The sequence below is a fragment of the Streptomyces sp. col6 genome (assembly GCF_008042035.1).
Lineage (GTDB): Bacteria > Actinomycetota > Actinomycetes > Streptomycetales > Streptomycetaceae > Streptomyces.
In genome coordinates, this window is record NZ_RDBL01000011.1 from 13,826 (window position 1) to 34,496 (window position 20,671).

Below are 20,671 nucleotides of genomic sequence, written 5' to 3' on the forward strand. Positions count from 1 at the left end.
CTCAGTGGGCGGCCCGTACGACCACCCATGTCATTGGCATGGACCTGCTAATCGTTTCTCCGCTACAGTCCGGAGCGGCACACTCTGAGAGCGCTCTCAGTCAGGACGCCTCGGACGCCTGCTGTTCCTCCCCCACCCAGCCGGAACAACAGAAGGGCCAAGACCTTGAGACGCACCACAGCCCTGAGAACCGCACTGTCCGCCGTGCTCCTCCTCGGAGCCTGGGCGGGCGCGGGCTTCCCCTCGGCCGTAGCCGCGGACACCCCCGCCACCGCACCCGCCTCCAGCGGCCTGCTCACCGCCATGCAGAAGGACCTCGGCCTGACGGAAAGTCAGGCCAGGGCGCGGCTCGCGGACGAGAAGACCGCCACCGCGCTGCAGCCGAAGGCGCGCCGTGCCGCCGGGGCGGCCTACGGCGGCTCCTGGTTCGACCCGGCGACCGGCGGCCTCACCGTCGCCGTCACCGACACCGAGCAGGCGGCAGCGGTACGGGCCACCGGTGCCGCCGTGAGGATGGTGACCCACACCGAGAAGAGCCTCGATTCGGTCAAGGCGAAGCTCGACAAGCTCGACGCTCCGTCAGGTGTCAGCAGCTGGCACGTCGACCCGCGGGCCAACAAGGTCGTCATCGACGTCGTCGCTTCCCGGCAGTCTGACAACGATGTCCGGGCGTTCGTGCGGAAGGCCCGTGAGACCGGGCCCGTCAGCATCGAGAAGACCACGGAAGCGCCGAAGACCTTCTCGGCCGGGACCGTGGGCGGCGACCCGTACTACACGGGCAACGTGCGGTGCTCCATCGGCTTCTCCGTCTACGGCGGCTTCGTCACCGCGGGGCACTGCGGCCAGGCCGGCGCCGGAGTCAGCGGCTGGGACCGCTCCTACATAGGCAACTTCCAGGGCTCGTCCTTCCCCGGTGACGACTACGCGTGGGTCAACGTCGGCAGCGGCTGGTGGACGGTTCCCGTCGTCCTCGGCTGGGGCACCGTCTCCGACCAGCTTGTCCGCGGCTCCAACGTGGCGCCCATCGGCGCCTCGATCTGCCGCTCCGGCTCCACCTCGCACTGGCACTGCGGCAACGTGCTCGCCACCAACGAGACGGTCAACTACAGCCAGGGCGCGGTCTACCAGATGACGAAGACCAGCGTCTGCGCCGAACCGGGCGACTCCGGCGGCTCCTTCATCAGCGGCGACCAGGCCCAGGGTGTCACCTCCGGCGGGTGGGGCAACTGCAGCTCCGGCGGTGAGACCTGGCACCAGCCGATCAACGAGATCCTGAACCGGTACGGGCTGACGCTCCACACCGCCTGACCGCGTCCGGCGGACACCGGGGCCCGCCGAGCGGGACGGCGGGCCCCGGTGCACGTCGGCGCCGGGACTCAGACGAGCCTGAGGTCGATGAACGGCACGGTGTCACCCGGCAGGACGTACCGCTCGGTCTCGACGAACCCCTGCCGCAACGCGAACCGCAGCCCCTCGGGGTTCGACTCCAGGACGCAGGTCTCGATCACCTCGGCACCGAGGTCCCGGGCCAGCTCCAGACCGTGTGTGTACAGCTGCCCGCCCAGCCCCTGGTTGCGGTGCTCGGGCATGACGCGGGCGATGACGGTCGCCACCGGGGCGTCCGCGCCGGGTGGGCGCACGGTGGAGCAACCCACCAGGGCCTCGCCCAGGTACGCGACGGACAACCGGTTGCGGCCCGCACGCTCCGCCACTTCCGCGAACGACAGAGCGGCCGTGGGGATGATGGCGTTGTGGACGAACTGCCAGTCCAGGAGCGAGGCCTCGCCGGCCACCCGCTCGATACGAAGATCGGTCATCGCGTCAGGAAACCGGTCCGGTGGTCACTCGTCAACCGGCCCGCGACGGCGACTCCCGAGGGCCCGTACGCCGGTCGGGTGCGAGGGAGAGCGGGCCGACCGGATTCGAACCGGCGTGCTCCTACATGCCGTGAAGGCGCGACGACCACTGCGCTACGGCCCGCTCCGCCGGTAAGCGTACCGGCGGTCCTCGACAGCCGGTCCAGCGGCACTTGCTCGCACGGGCTCCAGCGTGCCTCGTGCGGAATTCGACTCTCCGGAGCTGTCACACACCGGCCGCCCGGCACACCTTCATGGGCCGGGAGATGCCCGAGGAGGCCATAGTGACCACAGTGACCGGACCCATATCCGCGCAGCCCGTCGCCGCAGCACCGGCGCCCATCCGACGCGTCCGCGAAGTTCCCGTTTTCCGCAACCGCTTCGGCACGTTGTACAACGACGACGTCGTCGCCCCGTCCGGAGCCGCCGGCCAGTACCTGCGCTGGCAGTGGCACAAGGAGGGGGCCGTCGTCATACCGGTCGGCCCGGCCGGATACGCCTTCGTGACGTCCTACCGCTACCCGATCCAGGCCGCGTCCCTGGAGTTCCCCCGGGGCGCCGGCGAGGACAAGGAGAGCCTCGCGGCGGCCGCCGCCCGTGAACTGCGCGAGGAGACGGGGCTCGTCTGCGAGTCCCTGGAATCCCTCGGCGTCATCCACGCCGACACCGGCATCCTCGCCGCTCCGGTCCACGTGTACGTCGCGGAGGTGGACGTGGCGGCCGCGGAGGAGGCGCGGCCGGAAGCGATGGAGTCCCTCACCGAACCGGTATGGGTGACCCCCGAGGAACTGCCCCAGTGGCTGGCCCACGGGCGGATCACCTGCGGGATCACCCTCGCCGCACTCGCTCTCCTCCAGGCCCGCCGTCCGTACACGGTCTCCTAAGGAGCGCGCAGCACCGGCGCATGTGCCTGGGCATGCCGCTCGCCGGGACGGAAGAGGAGAACGATCAGGCGCGCACCCGGCGCGGCCATGGGCTGCGCCGCGCACATCGTGACCCACCCCGGACCGTCGACGGCGTGCCGAAGGGGCCGTGCGTCGCCGTCGGGATGGATGCGCGCTGCGCCCGACTCCCAGATCGGCGCGCACTGCGGGTCGGCCTGCACGTCCCTCTCGATCCGCCGGAGCACCTCGTCGTCCGGCCGGGCGGCCAGCGCCGCCCTCAACTGGGGTACGACCAGGGGAGCCCAGGAGTTCTCCCAGTCGATGAGCATCGCGCGGCCCTGCGGCTCGAGGAGCATCCACCGCAGTGTGTTGGTGGGAACCCGCCTGCCGGGGAACAGCCTGCTGAACTCGTCGTTGTACGTGACGAGCTCCCATGACGCATCGGTGATGTAGGCGGGATGGGTCATCCCGTCGACGGCCTCCTGCCACACACCCGGCACTTCCTTGCCCGAGCGTGCGGTGAGCGGACCGGGAGGGTCTCCTATCCCGGCGTACCGGCACAGTGACACCCACTCCTGCTCATCCAGGGCGAAGAGCATCGCCACATCACGGAGGAAACCGGTGTCCGGTCTCGGCCAGGCACCGGATTCGAGCCGGCGGTAGGTACCGGGGGTGCGGTGCAGCAGTTGGTCGACCTGGTGCTGGGAGAGTCCGGGCGCGCGACGGCCCCGGCGCGACGAACGGTGAAATCCGTGTCCGGCGGGGTCGATCAGCGCACGACGGACGGTGAGGAGCGTCCGCAGTGCCGACTTGTCGGTGTGGGTCATGCGATCAAATCCCCCGCGTGTGGGCCACGTTGCGCCACCGCGAGCCTAATTGGCGCGACGTGGCTTAGCGCTAAAAAACGGCGGTAGAAAACGGTCTGTTTACCTTCCATGCTGGAGGGCGTGAGGCGGTGGCCTGCGGCTCTTCGGGGCAGTGGGCCCCTCGCCTGACGTGCGGACTTCCCGCTGCCCTCTCCCGGCAGGGGGTCCCAGCCGGAATTCCGCGCCCGTTCAGAACGGTGGCGGGAAGGGCTTGACCAGCTAACCGTATTGCGCCCCCGGCGGGGCGGCCGGGCCCCACGGTCCGCTGATCTGGCTCTTTCCGTCACCCACCTCGGCCTCCGGGCCGGGGCGGGGCGGAACCAGGTGCGGCCGGCAGCCCCGCTGCCGGCCGCACCATTCTCGGACGTCCGGGCCGTGCTCCATCCGGAGACGGCCGCACCCGGGTGGTATGCCACGGCGGGGACCACCGTCCTGCGTAATCGGCTCGCCACCACCCCCTGATTTCGCGGTGTGCATGGCCCCATCAGCGGGTATCCCCGCCCTCCGTCGCGACGCGAACTCGTTGCTCTCTGGTGGAGAGGGGTTTCGCCATGTAGCGTCACTGCCGGAAGTCGTGGTTCGCCGAAACCGCCCGTGCTCCGGCGCGGGCGCCTTGCTGTGCAGGGGCGGACCGGGACACCACTGGGACCGCGAGGTGCGGCTCCCGATATCGACTGAGAGGCACCGGCATGGCCAGCGGAACCGTCAAGTGGTTCAACGCCGAAAAGGGTTTCGGCTTCATCCAGCAGGACGGCGGCGGGCCGGACGTCTTCGCGCACTACTCGAACATCAACGCCACCGGCTTCCGTGAGCTCCAGGAGGGCCAGGCGGTGACCTTCGACATCACGCAGGGCCAGAAGGGCCCGCAGGCGGAGAACATCACGGCCGTCTGACGCCGCAGTATCACCGTCCGGCCCCCTGGGAGCACGCTCCCCGGGGGCCGGACGCGTGAAGCGGGCCCGTCCGCTTCAGCCGGCCGCCGGGGCCGCGCCACCGGTGGGCTCCGCCGGTTCGACCGCCTCGGTCGCGGTGTACATGGCGGTGCCCTTCTGGATGCCCTTGCCGATGACGCCCCGCTTCACGAGAGTCTCCAGGGTGTTGCGCACCACCTGCACCGAGGTCCCGCGCTCCGGGTGCGCCTCGGTCAGGTCCGCGTGCACCTCGCGCACCAGGCGCGGTTCACCCAGGGGCATCAGCGCGCGAAGCGGGCGAGGGGGCGCGGTCGCACCGGGCAGTGCGGCCTGCATACCGTCGAGCCAGGTCTCGTCCGTCCTGAGCTGCTCCAGGCGGGCGCGCAGCCGCTCGATCTGAGCGGTGAGCTCCTGCTGCTCGCAACGGTTGTCGGCGAGATCGGTGGCGAATCGCTCGGCATACACCCTCTGTACGCTCTGCGACGCGCTGTCTGTGTTGTTCATGGTGGGGTTCACGCTCCTTGGCTGGGGGTTTGCTGCCGCACGCCTCCATTCACCACCCGGGACGGCACGGGAGCGGAGTTTGCGGTGAAGGTCCAGCCGAAGGGATGAACGCCCCGCCGGAATCCGGGAAGTCCACATGCTGATCACACGATCGTCGCGCACGGGTGGGACCGGGTGGTGCGGTCGTCCCCGCATCGGTCCTGGTGACGGGCCGGGCCGTCGTGAACCGTGGACACCGGGCGGCGCCTGGACGTCCCAACTCCGTTTGTGTGTACAGATGTTGCATTGACGCATGCCTGCGCTGTTCATAACATCGCAACACCTGAAGCCGTGAATGACCGGATCTCGCCGTTGGCGGGACCGTTCGGCCGCCGCGGCATCCCCGTGCCGCCGCGTTGCTCCGCACCCCCACATGCTCCGCACGTCCCCATTGACCTGAAGCAACCGCACACCACGCCGCTCGGCGTGCGCGCCGAGGGAGCCGGATGAGTACCCAGGCCGTCCAGTCGTACCTGACGCATGGCCAGAAACGTCTGTGGTTTCTGCACCAGATGGACCCGCACGACGCCTCGTACAACATTCCGCTCGTTCTGCGGCTGACCGGGGAGCTGTCCCGGCCCGCGGTGCGGGCCGCCTTCGACGCGGTGGTGGCCCGGCACGAGGCACTGCGGAGCCGGTTCCCCTCGGAGGACGGCAACCCGGCCGCACTGGTCGACGAACCGGGCCCGGTCGACGTGGAGTTCCGCGACCTGCGCGGCGACGGCGACCGCATGGAGACACTGGTCGCCGAGCGCACCAACCGTGCCTTCGACCTCGCGCGGGGGCCGCTGCTGCGCGTGTCCCTCTTCCGTACCGGCGACACCGAGCATGTCCTGTGTGTGGTCCTGCACCACATCGTCGCCGACGGCTGGTCGCTCAACGTCCTGCGCGACGAACTGGCGGCGCACTACACCGCCCACCTCGCCGGCGAGGACGCCGCCCTGCCCGCCCCGCCCGCGCGCACGGCCGAGCGGGACGCCGACGAGGCGGAGGCGCGCGAATCCCTCGCCTACTGGCAAGAACGCCTGGACGGCGCACCCGCCCTGGAACTGCCGCTCGACCGCCCGCGCCCCGAACGCCCCTCGCCCGAAGGCGCCTTCCGCACCCGGATCGTCACCGGCGCAGGGCCCCTGGTCGATGCGCTGGCACGGGCCCGGCGCTGCACCCCGTTCATGGTGCTGCTCGCCGCCTACCAGGCGACCCTGTACCGCCTCACCGGACAGCGGGACTTCTGCGTCGGCGTCCCGACCGCCGGCCGCTCGGGTCCCGACGAGGAGCAGGCCATCGGCTACTTCTCGCGGACCCTGGTCCTGCGTTCCGACCTGTCCGGCGCCCCCACCTTCGCCGACCTGCTGCGCCGCGCCCGCACCACGGTGTTCGGGGCCTTCGCCCACGACCGCATCCCCTTCGAGGAGCTGGCCGATTCCCTGCGGCTGGACCGGGACCCGGGCCGCACGCCCCTGTTCCAGACGATGCTGACCGTCCACACCCACGACGCCGGTCTGCTGCGGGACGCGTCGTTCGCCGGTCTCGGCTGCAGCGAACTGGACCCCGGCATGCGGGCCTGCAAGTTCGACCTCACGCTGGACGTGCGCCGGGACGGCGAGGACGTGGTCGCCGTCTTCGGTTATCGCACGGACCTGCTCGACGGTGACCGGGTCGCCCGGCTGGGGCGCTGGTTCGAGACGCTGCTGCGCGCCGCGACGGCTGCCCCGGACACGCCCGTCCATCTCCTGCCGCTGCTGGATGAACCCGGGCGTGCCGCCCTGGAAGCGGCGGGCCGGGGCCCCGGCCTGCCCGACGGCCCGGCCACCGTGCACGAAGCCCTCGCCCGGACCGTACGCGAACGGCCCGACGCGGAGGCCCTGCGCGGGCGCGATGCCTCGCTCTCGTACGCCGCCCTGTGGGCGAGGGCGGGCGGGCTCGCCGCCCGGCTGAGGGCCGACGGGGTCCGGCGCGGTGACACTGTCGGAGTGCTCCTGCCCCGGGGACCGCACGCCGTCGTGGCCATGCTCGCCGCCTGGCGGGCCGGCGCCGCGTATCTGCCGCTGGACCCCGAGTACCCGGCTGCCCGGATCGCCTACATGGTCGAGGACAGCGGGGCGGGAATCGTCGTGACCTCCCGCCACGAGGCAACCGCCGTGGCGGCCGGGGGTGTTCGCACCGTGTACGTGGAGGACACCGGGGACCGGGGGACGGCGGGGGAGAGCCTGATCGTGCCCCACCCCGACGACCCCGCGTACCTCGTCCACACCTCCGGCTCGACCGGCACGCCGAAGGGCGTCCTCGTCCCGCACCGCGCGCTCGCCGAGCGGGTGCGCTGGATGGGCGAGGGGTACGGCATCACGGCCGGGGACCGCGTCCTGCACTGCGCCTCGCTGAGCTTCGACACCTGCGCGGAGGAACTGTTCCCCGCACTCGCGGCCGGGGCCACCCTGGTCGTGGCCGACCCCGGCGCCGCGCTCCCCGACCAGCTGGCCGAGGACTTCACCGCCGATGTCACGGTCATGGACCTGCCCACCCCCTACTGGCAGCACCTCGTCGGCGACCTCGACGTCGTCGCGTGGCCGGACGGACTGCGGTTGCTGATCCTCGGCGCCGACGAGGTGCAGGCCGCCGCCGTGGGCGCCTGGCGCGAGCGGTTCGGCGACCGGGTACGGCTCGTCAACTCGTACGGTCCCACCGAGACCACCGTCATCGCCACGACCGCCGACCTCGGCGACGCCGACACCCGCACCCGGCCGCCCATCGGCGCACCGGTCGGCGGCGTCACCGCCACGGTGTGCGACGAGCACGGCGGCCCGGTCCCGCCCGGCACGCCCGGAGAACTGCTCATCGGGGGTGCGGGGGTGACCTACGGCTACACCGGGCGGCCCGGCGCCACCGCGCGCGCCTTCGTCCCCGACCCGTACGGTCCTCCGGGCTCCCGCCGCTACCGGACCGGCGACCTCGTCCGTCGCCGGGCCGACGGCGCCCTGGAATTCCTCGGCCGGATGGACGGCCAGGTCAAGGTGCGCGGCTACCGGGTGGAGCCCGGCGAGGTCGAGAACGCGCTGCTCGCCCAGCCGGGGGTCGCCGAGGCGGTGGTCGTCGCCCGCCGCGACACGCTGGTCGGATACGTCGTGCCCGCTGCCGCGGCGCTCGATCCGGCCGGGCTGCGGAGCGCCGTGGGAGCGCTCCTACCCCCGTACCTCGTCCCCGCCGCGATCCTCGTCCTGGACCGGCTGCCGCTCACCCCGAACGGCAAGCTCGACCGCACGGCCCTGCCCGCCCCCGACCGGCGCCCCGAACTCCGCGCGAGCTACCTGGCCCCGCGCACCGAGGCGGAGGAACTGGTCGCCGAGATCTGGCGCGCGGTGCTGGAACTCGACCGGGTCGGCGCCCTGGACGACTTCTTCGACCTGGGCGGTCACTCCCTCCTCGCCACCCGGGTCATCGCCCGCGTCAGGGCCACCGCCGAACTCACCGTCCCCCTGCGCACCCTCTTCACCCACCGCACGGTCGCCGCCTTCGCCGAAGCCGTGGAAGCCGCGCTGAGGGCCGAGATCGACGCCCTGTCGGAGGAGGAGGCCGCCGCCCTCCTCGCCGCGGGCGACGACACCCTGGAAGGAACCCGTACGCCGTCATGAGCGACACCAGCACGTCCTCCGCCGGGCTCTCCGACGCCAAGCGCGCCCTGCTCAGCCGCCGGCTGAAGGGCGGTCGCGCCGCCGCGCCCCGGCCCGCCGTCCCCCGGCGCCCCGAAGGCGTTGTGCCGCCGCTCTCCTTCGCGCAGGAACGGCTCTGGTTCATGGAGCAGTTCGCGCCCGGCACCGCCGCGTACAACATCCCCGTCGCCCGCAGGCTCCGCGGCGAACTCGACCGGGAGGCACTGGCGGACGCCCTGGGCACCGTGGCCGCCCGGCACGAGACGCTGCGCTCCCGGTACCCGGCGACCGGCGACGGCCGCCCGGTCCTGGAGATCGCCGACCCCGCGCCCGTACCGCTGCCCGTCGTCGACGCCACGGACGAGGAGCACGCGGCCCGGCTGGTGGACGAGGCGGGGGCCGAGCCCTTCGACCTCACCACCGGACCCCTGCTGCGCACCCTGCTGGTGCACCTCGGCGACCGGGACCACATCCTGCTGCTCGTCGTCCACCACAGCGTCAGCGACGGCTGGTCGAGCGAGATCCTGATCGCCGAGATCCTGCGCTGCTACACGGCCCGGCTTGCGGGTGAGGGGAACCCCCTGCCCGAACTGCCCGTGCGATACGGCGACTTCGCCCAGTGGCAGCGCGACCGGCTGCGCGGTGACGCACTGACCGCCGAAGTCGCCTACTGGGCCGGGGAACTGGCCGGAGTGGAACCGCTCGTCCTGCCCACCGCCCGGCCACGCCCGGCCCGGCAGACCTTCAACGGGGCCGGCTACGGATTCCAGGTGGACCGCGCGCTTCTCGACCGGCTCGCCGCGCTCGGCAAGACGCACGGGGCCACCGTCCACATGGTGCTGCTCGCCGCCTTCCAGGAACTCCTGGCCCGGTTCGGCGGACAGCGCGACTTCGCCGTCGGATCGCCCGTCGCAGGCCGTCCCGAACCGGAACTGGAGGGCCTGGTCGGCATGTTCGTCAACGTCCTGGCCCTGCGCACCCGGCTCGACGGCGACCCCACCTTCGCCGCCCTGCTGGAACGTACCCGCGAAACCTGCCTGGAGGCGTACGCCCACCAGGAGCTGCCCTTCGCGCAGCTGGTCACCGAACTGAACGTGGAGCGCGACGTATCGCGCTCCCCGGTCTTCCAGGCGGTGCTCGCCGTGCAGAACTACGCCACCGGGCGCCAGGCCGTCACCGGCCCGGAACTGGAAGTGGAGACCTACGGTCTGCACGCCTCCGGCACCCGCTTCGACCTCGAACTCTTCCTGATGGAGTGGCCGGACGGGCTGCGCGGCGCCTTCAACTACAACACCGACCTCTTCGACGAGGCGGACGTCGCCCGGCTCGCCGCCCATCTCGACCGGCTGCTGCACGCCGTGGCCGACCGGCCCGATGTGCCCCTGTCCGCACTCGACCTGCTCTCGGCGGACGAACGCGCGCTGGAGATCGAGGACTTCAACCAGACCGAGGCGCCGACGCCGGCCGACGCCACGCTGGTCTCCCTCATCGGCGAGCAGATCGCGCGCACCCCCGACGCCGTCGCGGTGACAGCGGACGACCACAGCCTCACCTACGCCGAACTGGACGCCGCGGCCGACCGCACCGCCGCCCGGCTCCGCGCGTCGGGCGTCGGACCCGGCGACGTCGTCGCCGTCGGAGCGGACCGGTCCCTCGAACTGGTCGCCGCGCTCCTCGCGGTCCTGCGCACCGGTGCCTGCTACACCCCGCTCGACACCGAATACCCCGCCGACCGGCTCGCCTTCATGCTCGACGACAGCGGCGCGCGGGTGCTCCTGACCCAGCGAGGGATCCCCGTTCCCGAAGGCTGCCGGGCCACCGTGCTGTACCTCGATGACAACGAACCGCCCCACGGGAGCGCTCCCATCCCGTCGCCGTGCGAACCGGAGCCCGGCGACCCCGCGTACCTCATCTACACCTCGGGCTCCACCGGCCGTCCCAAGGGAGTGCCGAACACCCACCGGGCCATCGTCAACCGGCTGCTGTGGATGCAGCGCAGCTACCCCATCGGGCCCGAGGACTCCGTCCTCCAGAAGACACCGGCGGGCTTCGACGTCTCCGTCTGGGAGTTCTTCTGGCCGCTGATGACCGGCGCGCGGCTCGTCCTGGCCCGCCCCGGCGGCCAGAAGGACGCCTCCTACCTGCACGAACTCATCCGATCCGCCCCCGTCACCGTCGCCCACTTCGTGCCCTCGATGCTGCCCCTCTTCCTCGCCGAGGAGGGCGCCGGGCGATGTACGGCCCTGCGCCGCGTCGTGTGCAGCGGCGAGGCACTGCCGCCCGACACGGCACGTGCCTTCCACGAGGTGCTGCCCGGCTGCGCCCTGGCCAACCTGTACGGGCCCACCGAGGCGGCGGTCGACGTCTCGGCATGGGAGTGCGAAGGCATCCCCGAGGTGGTCCCGATCGGCTTCCCGGTCGACAACATCCGCCTCTACGTCCTGGACCGGGCGCTGCGGCCGGTGCCCCCGGGGGCACTCGGTGAGATCCACATCGCCGGCACCGGTGTGGCCCTCGGCTACCACCGGCGCCCGGGGCTGACCGCCCGCCAGTTCGTCCCCGACCCGTACGGCCCGCCGGGCTCACGGCTCTACCGCACCGGCGACCTGGGCAGACGCCGGTCCGACGGCGCCCTGGAACACCTCGGCCGCATCGACCAGCAGATCAAGCTGCGCGGGATGCGGATCGAGCCCGGCGAGATCGAGTCCGCCCTGCGCGCGCTGCCCTCGGTCACCGAGGCGGCCGTCGTCGTACGCGAGGACACGCCGGGCGACCAGCGGCTCGCCGCCTACCTCGTCACCGATGGCCCGCAGCCGGAGCCCGACCCCCAGGAACTGCGCGCCGCACTCAAGCGGGTGCTCCCACCTTCCCTGGTGCCCGTCTCCTTCACCGCGCTGCCCGCCCTTCCGCTGACGCCCAACGGCAAACTCGACCGACGGGGTCTGCCCGCCCCGCAGATCCACCGCACGACCGGTGCGGCCAGTGCGCCCGGGACTCCGGCGGAGCGGGTGCTCGCCGACATCTGGGCGGAGGTGCTGGGGCTCGACGAGGTCGGCGCGGAGGAGGACTTCTTCGACCTCGGCGGCCACTCGCTCCTCGCCACCCAGGTCGTCGCCCGCGCCCGCAGGCTGCTTCCCGAGGCGGGCGCCAGGCCGGTCAGCGTGATGGACCTGTTCACCTGCCGCACGGTCAGGGACCTGGCGGCGCTGGCCGACCTCCCCGAGGACGCCCGGGGACCCCGCCGGCTGCTCCACCGCCTCACCCCGCAGGCACCGGCCGGGCGGCTGCGCGCCACCCTGGTCTGCGTTCCGTACGGTGGGGGCAGCGCGGTCGTCTACCAGCCCGTCGCCGACCTCCTGCCCGAGGGCTACGAGCTGTGGTCCGTGGCCATACCCGGTCACGACGTCGGTGTGACCGAGGAGCACCTGCCCTTCGGGGAACTCGCGGAGAACCTGGCCGCCGAGATACGCGAACGGGTCCGGGGCCCGCTGATCGTGTACGGGCACTGCGGCGTCGGCACCGCGCTGGCCGTGGCGACCGCACGCCTCCTCGAAGCGTCGGGCCGCGACCTCGAAGCCGTGTACGCCGGCGCGCAGTTCCCCTTCGCCAAGCCACGCGGGCGGGTGCTCGGCGCCCTTTCCCGGGTGGCGTCCCTGGAAGCGCTGCTCGGCAACCGGGTGTACGTCAACTGGCTCACCGGGATGGGCGTCGACACCTCCCAGCTCGACCGCGAGCAGACCGCGTTCATCGTGGGCAACATGCGCCGCGACAGCCAGGCCGCCGAGGATTACTTCACCGGTGCCCTCGCCGACGTCGAGGCGGGAGCGCCCCGGCTGCGGGCGCCGCTGGTCTCGCTCGTCGGCGACCGCGACCCGGCCGCCGACTTCTACCAGGAGCGCTACCGGGAGTGGCTGCTGCTCGCGGAGCGCTCGGCAGTGGCGGTCATCGACCGGGGCGGCCACTTCTTCGTGAAGTACCGGGCCGCCGAGGTCGCCGACGTGGTGACGAGCGTCCACGAGGCGATCCGTGCCGACGACACCGGGACGCTGCCCGCGCGGTCCCCGGACGCGGCCTGGTGGTTCCACGCCGAGACCGGGCCGCCCGAACCACGACAGACGGCGGACGGGCCGGGCGATGACCCCGAGGACGGCGGGACCGCGAAGACACCGAGTGCCCCCGCCCCCGGCGCCGCCCGCTTCCTCGCCGTCGTACTCGGGCAGCTGGGCTCGATCCTGGGCTCGGCGCTCACGGAGTTCGCCCTGCCCATCTGGATCCTGCTGGAGACCGGCTCGCTGGCCCGGTTCGCGCTGTACTCGGTCGTGGCGATGCTGCCCGGCATCCTCGTCGGCCCGCTGGCCGGCGCCGTCGTCGACCGGTTCGACCGGCGCAAGGTCATGCTCGCGGGCGACATCACGGCGGGACTCAGCCAGGTGGCCATGCTGTGCCTGCTGCTCGGCGGCGCACTGGACACCTGGTATCTGTACCTGCTCCTGGGCGGCCTCTCGGTGGCGCTCACCTTCCAACGGCTGGCGTACAGCTCGGCCATCCCGCAACTGGTCCCCAAGCGCTACCTCGGCCACGCCAACGGGGTCGTCCAACTCGCCTTCGGCGCAGCACAGTTCGTCGTGCCGCTGGTTGCCGTCGCACTCATGGCGGGTATCGGGCTGCGCGGCATCCTGATCCTCGACATCGCGAGTTACGTGGTCGCCGTGGCCGTGCTGACCTGTGTCAGGTTCCCCCGGACACTGCCCTGGAGCCGCCGCGAACCGGTAGTCGAGGAGATCAAGCAGGGCTTCGCCTACACCTGGCGGCACCGGGGCTTCCGTTCGATGCTCCTGTGGTTCGCCGCGCTCAACCTCTTCCTTTCCCCGCTCTTCCTGCTCGTGACGCCCCTGGTGCTGTCCTTCGACACCCTGGACGGGGCGGCGGCGGTCGCCACGGCGGGCGGTGCGGGTGCCGTCGCGGGCGGCCTGATCATGGGCGTGTGGGGCGGGCCGCGCAGGCACCGCGTGCGCGGCATGCTCGCTCTGGCCGGGGTGTTCGCCCTGGCCGGTGCGGTGACCGGGCTGCGGGCAGACCTCTGGGTGATCGGCGCCGGCGCCTTCGGGATGTCCTGTGCCATCGCCCTGGTGAACGGGGTGTACTCGACGATCGTCCAGGTGAAGGTGCCCCAGCGCTTCCACGGCCGCGTCTTCGCCCTGAACACCATGGTGGCCTGGTCCACCCTGCCCATCGGCCACGGCCTCGTCGCGCCCCTGGGAGCCCGGCTGTTCGACCCGCTCCTGACGGCGGACGGGCCACTGGCGGGCAGCGTGGGACGGCTCATCGGGACGGGGCCCGGACGCGGGATCGGCCTGATGTACCTGCTGTGCTGCCTGGTCATGCTGGCGCTGGTGGCCCTGGCGCTGCGGCTGCCGGTGCTCGCCCGCTTCGACCTCGACGTGCCGGACGCCGAACCGGACGACCTCATCGGACTCCGGGAACGCGCCGCGGCGCTCGCCGCGTCCGCACCGCGCACCGAACCGCTCACCGCGGGAGCGAGCCGATGAGCCCCGCCGCGCCTCCGGGCTCCCTCATCGCCCTCCTGGAGCACCGCGCCGCCCTCCACCCGGACCGCGTCGCCCTCCGCAACGGCCGACGTGCCCTGGACTTCGGCACCTGGTGCCACCGCGCCGCCGCCCTCGCCGACGGCCTGCTCACCCGGGGCCTGCGCCCCGGCGACCCGGTCGGACTGCGCTACGGCAGCACGGAGTGGACCGATTACGCGGTCGCGTACTGCGGGGTGCAGTGGGCGGGCGGCATCGCCGTACCCCTGTCCGACCGGCTGGCCCCGGCCGCCGCCGCGCACATCGTTCAGGACAGCCGGTGCGTGGGCGTCCTGCACGCCAAGGGCTGTCCGCCGCCCCGGCTGCCCGCAGGGGTGTGGCAGGCATCCGGCGAGGACATCGAATCCGGGGACGGCGCCGGCCTGCCCCTGCCCGAACCCGCCGCCCCCGCGCAGTACCTCTACACCTCCGGAACCACGGGCCTGCCCAAGGGCGTCCGGGCCGCGCACGCCAACCTCGCCCACGGCTGCACCCTCGACGAACGCCGCAGACCCCTGCGCCACTCACGCACCTTCCTGCACAGCTTCCCGATCGGCACCAACGCCGGGCAGACCATGCTGGTGAACTGCCTGGACGCGGCGGCCACCGGGATCGCAGCCCCCCAGTTCACACCACTGAGGTTCGCCCGGCTGATCGAGGAGCACGCGGTCGGCAGCGTGTTCCTGGTGCCCGCCACCGCCATCGAACTGCTCACCTCCGCCGCCCTCACCCGCTGCGACCTCGGCACGGTCAAGCTGGTCGGGTCGACCGCGGCGGCGCTCCCGCAGGCCGTCGCGCTTCGGCTGTCACAGGTGTTCACCGGCGCCCAGATCGTCAACTACTACACCTCGACCGAGGCCGCGCCCGCCCAGATCACCCTGCTCTACGACCCCGACCACCCCGACTCACCCGGCCGCCCCGCCTCGCTCGACCAGCTGCGCGTCACCGGTCCCGGCGGGCGCCCGGCGGCCACCGGCGAACCCGGCGAGATCTGGCTGCGGTCACCCGCCGCACCCCGTTCCTACCTGGGCGCCCCCGACGCGAAGGTCTTCCGGGGCCGCTGGGTGCGCATGGGAGACATCGGGCGGCTCGACGAGGACGGCTACCTCCACCTGCTCGACCGGGAGCGCGACGTCATCAAGTCCGGTGCCCACAAGGTCTCCACGATCCAGGTCGAGAACGCGCTGCACGCCCACCCGGACATCGCCGACGCCGCCGCCTTCGGCATTCCGCACCCCGTGCTGGGCAGCGTGGTGGCCGCTGTCGTCGTGCCCCGCCGGGACAAGCCGGACACCACCCGGCTGCGGGCCTTCCTGCTCGACCGGCTCGCCGCGCACGAGCTGCCGGCCCGCATCCTCTTCCGCGCCACCCTGCCCCGCAACGAGGGCGGCAAGGTCCTCAAACGTGAACTGCACCGGCTCCTGGACGACGAGGCGACCCCATGACCCCTTCCGCGATCCCCGCCGCACCGGCCCCGCTCGACCCGGCCCAGCACGGGCTCTGGGTCACCGAACAGACCCTCGACACCGGTTCGGCGTACCACCTCAGCATCGCCCTGCACTTCCGCGGGCCGCTGGACAAGGCAGCTCTCGCCCAGGCCTGGACCCACTGGGTGCGGGACGCCCCGGTGCTGGCGGCCCGGACCGACCCGGCGGGCCCCGCACTGGTCCCGGGCGAGGCGCCACCGCTGCGACTGGTCACCGCCGCCCCCGGCGACCTCGGCAAGCTCCGCGACGAGGAGACCACCGCCCGGTTCGGGCCGGACGGCCCGCTGGTCCGCCCGACGCTGTTCACCACCGCCCCGGACCGGCACCTGCTGCTCGTCGTCGCCCACCACCTCGTGTTCGACGGGGAGTCCAAGGACATCCTGGTCTCCGGACTGGCCCGCGCGTACCGGGCGGCGACGGGGGAGGGCGAGCCGCACGCGACGGCCGATGCGCCGTCACCTCCCGTCGCCGATGCGGACATCGACGCCGCCACCCGCTTCTGGTCCGGCCGCTGGCGCGAGAGCCCCGCCCCCGCCCTGCCCGGGATCACCGCCCACCACACGGACCCCGTCACCCCGGCACCGGGCGGCGCCTGCGGTTTCCGACGCGACGGAGACCGGCACGCCCGCCTGGTGGCCGCCGCCGCGACCCTCGGCGTCACCCGCTTCGAGCTGCTGACGGCCGCCTGGCACGCGCTCATGCTGCGGTACGGGAACACCGGCCCCGCCACCGCGATCGAACTCTCCACCCGCGCACCCGGCGCGCCCCGGCAGGCCGGCCTGCACGTCAACGAACTGCCTCTCTTCACCGATCCCCGACCGGAACGATCCTTCGCGGACTTCGCCCACGATGTCCGGGCGGAACTGCGCGCCCTCTACGCCCACCGCACCGTCCCCCTCAGCCGCGCCGTCCGCGGACTCACCCCGCGTACCGCGCTCTGCCCGCTCTCCCTCAGCTACCGGCGCCGCGACACCTCCCGGCCCGCCGGTTTCAGCCCGGAACTCGACGTGCGCACCGAGTGGATGGGCTTCGCCGGCACCGCCCGCAATATCGCGCACCTCCAGCTCGTCGACACCCCCGACGCCCTCGAAGGCAGCCTCCACTACCGCACCGCCGCCTTCGAGCCCGACGCGCCCGCCCGCGTCCTGGACCACTTCCTCACCCTGCTCGACGGCGCAGTGGCTGCCCCGGACACCCCCCTGGCCCGCCTGCCGGTCCTGCCCCCGCAGGAACGCGACATCCTGCTGGCCGACACCGCACGCGCCCCCGGCAACGCTGACACCAGCCTGCCCGCGCTGTTCGCCTCCCAGGCCGCCGCCACCCCGGACGCCATCGCCGTCGTCGAGGGCGACACGGCCCTCACGTACGCCGAACTCGACGCGGCCGTCCGCCGCCGCGCCCACCGGCTCCGCGCCCAGGGGGCCGGCCCCGGCACCCTAGTCGGTATCTCCCTGCCCCGCTCGGCCGCCCAACTCGTCGCTGTACTAGGGGTTCTCACCGCCGGGGCCGCCTACCTGCCGCTCGACCCCGACCACCCGGCGGAGCGCCTGGCGTTCCTCCGTGCCGACGCCGGTCTCACCCTGGAGACCGCCACCGACCCGGGGCCCGAGGACCTGGAGCGGCTCCCCGACGCCTCGCCTGCTCCCGCTCCGCCGGCGCTCACGGACCCCGCCTATGTGCTGTACACCTCCGGCTCCACCGGTGTGCCCAAGGGCGTCGAGGTTGCGCACGCGGCCCTCGCCAACCTTCTCGCGGCCCTGCGGGACACCACCGGCACCGGGCCCGGCAGCCGCTGGCTCGGGCTCACCTCCCTCTCCTTCGACATCTCCACCGTCGAACTCTTCCTGCCCCTGGTCACGGGCGGCACCGTCGTCCTCGTCCCCGAGGGCCGCCACCGCGACGGCACGGCCCTCGCCGCACTCGTCGAACGCCATCACCTCACCCACGTACAGGCCACACCGAGCGGCTGGCGCACCATGCTGGCCGCCGGGCTCCACGCGCCGGACCTCGTCGCCCTGACCGGGGGAGAGGCGCTGCCCGGAGACCTCGCCGGCGAACTGCGCACCGCCGTCGGCAGGCTGGTCAACGTGTACGGGCCCACCGAGACCACCGTCTGGTCCACCGCCGCCGAGCTGGGCCCCGAGGACACCGTTACCATCGGCCGACCGCTCGCCAACACCCGCACCTATGTCCTGGACGCCCGCCTCCAGCCGCTGCCGCGCGGACTGACCGGCGAACTGTACATCGGGGGTGACGGGCTCGCCCACGGCTACCATGGCCGGCCCGGACTCACCGCCTCCCGCTTCGTCCCCGACCCATTCGGCCCGCCCGGCGCCCGCCTCTACCGCACGGGTGACCTCGTCCGGCTCACCGCCGACGGCCGGATCGCCTTCGCCGGCCGGTCCGACACCCAGGTGAAGGTGCGCGGCCACCGCATCGAACTCGGCGAGATCGACGCGGCCCTCGCCGGCCACCCGCTGGTCGGGCAGGCGGTGACGATGCTCAGGGAGGCTCCGGACCGACTGGTGGCCTACGTGGTTCCCGCCCCCGGCCACGTGCCGCCCACGCCCGACGCACTCCGCGACCACCTGGCCCACACCCTGCCCGCAGCGGCGGTACCCGACACGTATGTGACGCTCGACGCGATGCCGCTGACCCCCAACGGCAAACTCGACCGGGCCGCCCTGCCCGAGCCCCCGCGCGTCCGGCCCGCGCCCGCCGGACCGGCCCCGGCGGAAGGCGAGGACGTCGCGGGCATCACCGCCACCGTCCTGGCCATCTGGCGCGATGTGCTGGACCTCGACGACCTCGGCCCCGACGAGGACCTGTTCGACCTCGGCGGCCACTCCCTGACGATCACCGCCATCGCGGGCCGCATCCGCAAGGAGTACGGGGTCTCCGTCCCCTTCGACGTCTTCTTCGACAGCCCCACCGTCCACGGCATCGCCGCCTGCGTCGCCGAACTCATCGAGGAGAACCAGTGAACGCACCCGCCCTCCGCTACCTGGTGGCGGTCAACGACGAGGAACAGCACGCCCTGTGGCCGGCGGACACTCCCTTGCCCGCCGGCTGGTGGCCCGAGGGCTGCAGCGGTACGGAGGACGAGTGCATGGCCCATGTCGACCAGGTGTGGCCCGACATCAGGCCGCTCAGCCTGCGCCGCCGGCTGGCCGGGAAGGAAGACAGTTGAGCACCGCACAGGACCCGGCCGTCGAGGCGCGCGCACGGCTGGCCGTACTGATCAGTGACGCCATGGACGGGCAGATCGCCGCAGCCGAGATCCTCACCGCCCGGGGCACCCTCACCGAACTGGGGGTCACCTCCCTGGCCCTGCTCCGGCTCGCCGACACCCTGGAGGAGCAGTACGCCATCGAACTCGACCTCGCCGACCCGTCGTTCTACCAGGAGAGCGTCGACAGCCTGGCGTCGCGGCTGAGCGGCGGCCGGCAATCCCATGAGTGACCTGGCCACCGTCCGTACCGTGTGCGTCCCCTTCACCGGGGACCGGGCGGGCACGGCACCCCTCACCTGGGGCCAGCGAGCGATCTGGAACGCCATCCTGCGCACCGCTCCGAACGACACCTACTTCAACATCGGGCGCCTGCTCCCGCTCGGGGAGCGCGGACGGGTGACGGACTTCTCGCAGCTGGCCATCGCGCTTGCCGCACTGATGGCACGTCATGAAGCGCTGCGTACAAGGCTGTACGGGATCGAGGACGGCGACCCCGGTCAGTCGCTCGCGGACTCCGGCGCGCTCCCGGTCACCGTGGTGGAGGAGGCCGACCCCCAACAGGCCGAGGCCACCGCCCGCACCCTGCTCGACGAACTGTCCGCCACCCGCATCGACTACGCGGGGGAGTGGCCGCTGCGCGTCGGGGTCGTCTGCCACGAGGGGCGGGTGACACACGCCGCGCTGGTGCTCTGCCACCTCGCGGCCGACGGACACGCAGCGGAGCAGGTGGTGCGCGACCTGCGGCTGCTGGTGCGACGGGGCTCGGCCGGCCGGGCCCCGCGCACCACACCGCTGGACCTCGCCCGGGACCAGCACGGACCGGCCGGTGTACGCCGCAGCGAGCGGGCCCTCGCCCATTGGGAGGGCTTCTACCGGACCATGCCGCCCACGATGTTCCCCCGGGAGACCGCCGCACCCCGCACACCCCGCTTCTGGAGCGGCCGGCTGGTGTCCGAGGCACTGATGAAGGCGGCCGACGCCCTGGCAGTCGCGCACCGGATCAGTGGGTCGACGGTCCTGATGACCGGCCTGGCCGCCCTGGTCGCGGCCGAGGGCGGGCACATGACGGCGGCGATGATGCCCATCGTGGCCAACCGTGCGTCCGAGGACCGGCGGGACCTGGTGGCGATGCTCTCGCAGGACGCGCCGTTCCTCCTCGACACGACCGGCGCCGAACGCTTCACGGACCTGCTTCCCGTGGCGTGGCGCGCGGCCATGGCGGGCTACCGGGCGGCGTCCTACGACCCGGTCGCCTGGGAGGCCTTGCGCGAGCGCATCGGCGGGGAGCGCGGTACACCTGTGCACCCGTACTGCTGCTACAACGACCAGAGGTTCTTCGTACGCCAACCGGACGAGGGACCTCCGCCGGACGCGGCGGAACTGCGCGCGGCGCAGGCGCGTTCGGAGTTCGGCTTCCCCGCCACCGAGGAGAAGCTGGGCTGCCGGTACTGCGTCCATGTCACCGAGGAGCGGGGCGTCCTCGCCGTCATGCTCACCGCCGACACCGCCTATCTGCCGCCGCCCAGGATCGCGGCGCATCTGTGGGCGCTGGAGGAGATGGTCGTCGCCTCGGCGTGCGGGGAGGCCCCGGTGCTGTCCGGCCTGCCCGCGCTGCTGGAGCGCCAGGAGGCGGCGGCGTGACGGGCCGGACCCGGTCGAC

General features: G+C 72.8%; 13 protein-coding genes and 1 tRNA gene. 10 read left to right on the top strand and 4 right to left on the bottom strand.

All coding sequences use genetic code 11. The features are described from left to right. Positions 1–165: 165 nt before the first annotated feature. Positions 166–1,308 (top strand): S1 family peptidase, encoded by a 1,143-nt coding sequence (locus EAO73_RS15540; RefSeq protein WP_191134092.1) that lies wholly within the window; start codon positions 166–168, stop codon positions 1,306–1,308. Between the two features lie 68 nt (positions 1,309–1,376). Here EAO73_RS15540 and EAO73_RS15545 read toward each other — a convergent pair whose 3' ends face one another. Further along, on the bottom strand, positions 1,377–1,817 hold the full coding sequence (locus EAO73_RS15545; RefSeq protein WP_191134093.1) for a GNAT family N-acetyltransferase: 441 nt from the start codon (positions 1,815–1,817) through the stop codon (positions 1,377–1,379). 90 nt (positions 1,818–1,907) lie between these two features. Next, a tRNA-Ala gene (locus tag EAO73_RS15550) sits at positions 1,908–1,980 on the bottom strand. 160 nt (positions 1,981–2,140) lie between these two features. On the opposite strand from EAO73_RS15550, the gene EAO73_RS15555 reads away from it, so the two are divergent. Then, entirely contained in the window at positions 2,141–2,740 is a 600-nt protein-coding gene (locus EAO73_RS15555) for an NUDIX hydrolase (RefSeq protein WP_224756332.1), read from the top strand. On the opposite strand, the gene EAO73_RS15560 is transcribed toward EAO73_RS15555, so the two are convergent. Further along, a complete protein-coding gene (locus EAO73_RS15560; protein ID WP_147972142.1) occupies positions 2,737–3,567 on the bottom strand; it encodes a helix-turn-helix domain-containing protein in 831 nt (276 codons plus the stop codon). The genes EAO73_RS15555 and EAO73_RS15560 overlap by 4 nt on opposite strands. 728 nt (positions 3,568–4,295) lie before the next feature. On the opposite strand from EAO73_RS15560, the gene EAO73_RS15565 reads away from it, so the two are divergent. Continuing rightward, the gene (locus tag EAO73_RS15565) at positions 4,296–4,499 is read left to right on the top strand and encodes a cold-shock protein (protein WP_018523299.1); all 204 of its coding nucleotides are present in this window, start codon (positions 4,296–4,298) and stop codon (positions 4,497–4,499) included. 75 nt (positions 4,500–4,574) lie between these two features. Here EAO73_RS15565 and EAO73_RS15570 read toward each other — a convergent pair whose 3' ends face one another. After that, positions 4,575–5,021, bottom strand: coding sequence for a hypothetical protein (locus EAO73_RS15570; protein ID WP_147972143.1), 447 nt, complete (start codon positions 5,019–5,021; stop codon positions 4,575–4,577). Between the two features lie 485 nt (positions 5,022–5,506). On the opposite strand from EAO73_RS15570, the gene EAO73_RS15575 reads away from it, so the two are divergent. From EAO73_RS15575 to EAO73_RS15605, 7 genes are read left to right on the top strand one after another with little or no spacing between them, the layout of a single operon-like run. After that, positions 5,507–8,689 (top strand): non-ribosomal peptide synthetase, encoded by a 3,183-nt coding sequence (locus EAO73_RS15575; RefSeq protein ID WP_147972144.1) that lies wholly within the window; start codon positions 5,507–5,509, stop codon positions 8,687–8,689. After that, positions 8,686–14,256, top strand: a complete 5,571-nt coding sequence (locus EAO73_RS15580) for a non-ribosomal peptide synthetase/MFS transporter (RefSeq protein ID WP_147972145.1) — start codon at positions 8,686–8,688, stop codon at positions 14,254–14,256. Before EAO73_RS15575 ends, EAO73_RS15580 begins: the two co-directional genes overlap by 4 nt. After that, complete coding sequence (locus EAO73_RS15585) at positions 14,253–15,737, top strand: class I adenylate-forming enzyme family protein (protein ID WP_147972146.1); 1,485 nt, start codon at positions 14,253–14,255, stop codon at positions 15,735–15,737. The genes EAO73_RS15580 and EAO73_RS15585 overlap by 4 nt, the downstream gene beginning before the upstream one ends. After that, positions 15,734–18,763 (top strand): non-ribosomal peptide synthetase, encoded by a 3,030-nt coding sequence (locus tag EAO73_RS15590; RefSeq protein WP_147972147.1) that lies wholly within the window; start codon positions 15,734–15,736, stop codon positions 18,761–18,763. The genes EAO73_RS15585 and EAO73_RS15590 overlap by 4 nt, the downstream gene beginning before the upstream one ends. Next, positions 18,760–18,969: an MbtH family protein gene (locus tag EAO73_RS15595; protein ID WP_147972148.1), complete on the top strand. Its 210-nt coding sequence runs from the start codon at positions 18,760–18,762 to the stop codon at positions 18,967–18,969. The genes EAO73_RS15590 and EAO73_RS15595 overlap by 4 nt, the downstream gene beginning before the upstream one ends. After that, positions 18,966–19,241 (top strand): acyl carrier protein, encoded by a 276-nt coding sequence (locus EAO73_RS15600; RefSeq protein WP_147972149.1) that lies wholly within the window; start codon positions 18,966–18,968, stop codon positions 19,239–19,241. Before EAO73_RS15595 ends, EAO73_RS15600 begins: the two co-directional genes overlap by 4 nt. Then, positions 19,234–20,652, top strand: a complete 1,419-nt coding sequence (locus tag EAO73_RS15605; protein ID WP_147972150.1) for a condensation domain-containing protein — start codon at positions 19,234–19,236, stop codon at positions 20,650–20,652. The genes EAO73_RS15600 and EAO73_RS15605 overlap by 8 nt, the downstream gene beginning before the upstream one ends. Positions 20,653–20,671 lie beyond the last annotated feature (19 nt).

Coding starts and splice junctions, on each gene's coding strand:
- EAO73_RS15585 (WP_147972146.1), top strand. CDS start 14,253: ATGAGCCCCGCCGCGCCTCCGGGCTCCCTCATCGCCCTCCTGGAGCAC.
- EAO73_RS15565 (WP_018523299.1), top strand. CDS start 4,296: ATGGCCAGCGGAACCGTCAAGTGGTTCAACGCCGAAAAGGGTTTCGGC.
- EAO73_RS15605 (WP_147972150.1), top strand. CDS start 19,234: ATGAGTGACCTGGCCACCGTCCGTACCGTGTGCGTCCCCTTCACCGGG.
- EAO73_RS15570 (WP_147972143.1), bottom strand. CDS start 5,021: ATGAACAACACAGACAGCGCGTCGCAGAGCGTACAGAGGGTGTATGCC.
- EAO73_RS15580 (WP_147972145.1), top strand. CDS start 8,686: ATGAGCGACACCAGCACGTCCTCCGCCGGGCTCTCCGACGCCAAGCGC.
- EAO73_RS15560 (WP_147972142.1), bottom strand. CDS start 3,567: ATGACCCACACCGACAAGTCGGCACTGCGGACGCTCCTCACCGTCCGT.
- EAO73_RS15590 (WP_147972147.1), top strand. CDS start 15,734: ATGACCCCTTCCGCGATCCCCGCCGCACCGGCCCCGCTCGACCCGGCC.
- EAO73_RS15575 (WP_147972144.1), top strand. CDS start 5,507: ATGAGTACCCAGGCCGTCCAGTCGTACCTGACGCATGGCCAGAAACGT.
- EAO73_RS15545 (WP_191134093.1), bottom strand. CDS start 1,817: ATGACCGATCTTCGTATCGAGCGGGTGGCCGGCGAGGCCTCGCTCCTG.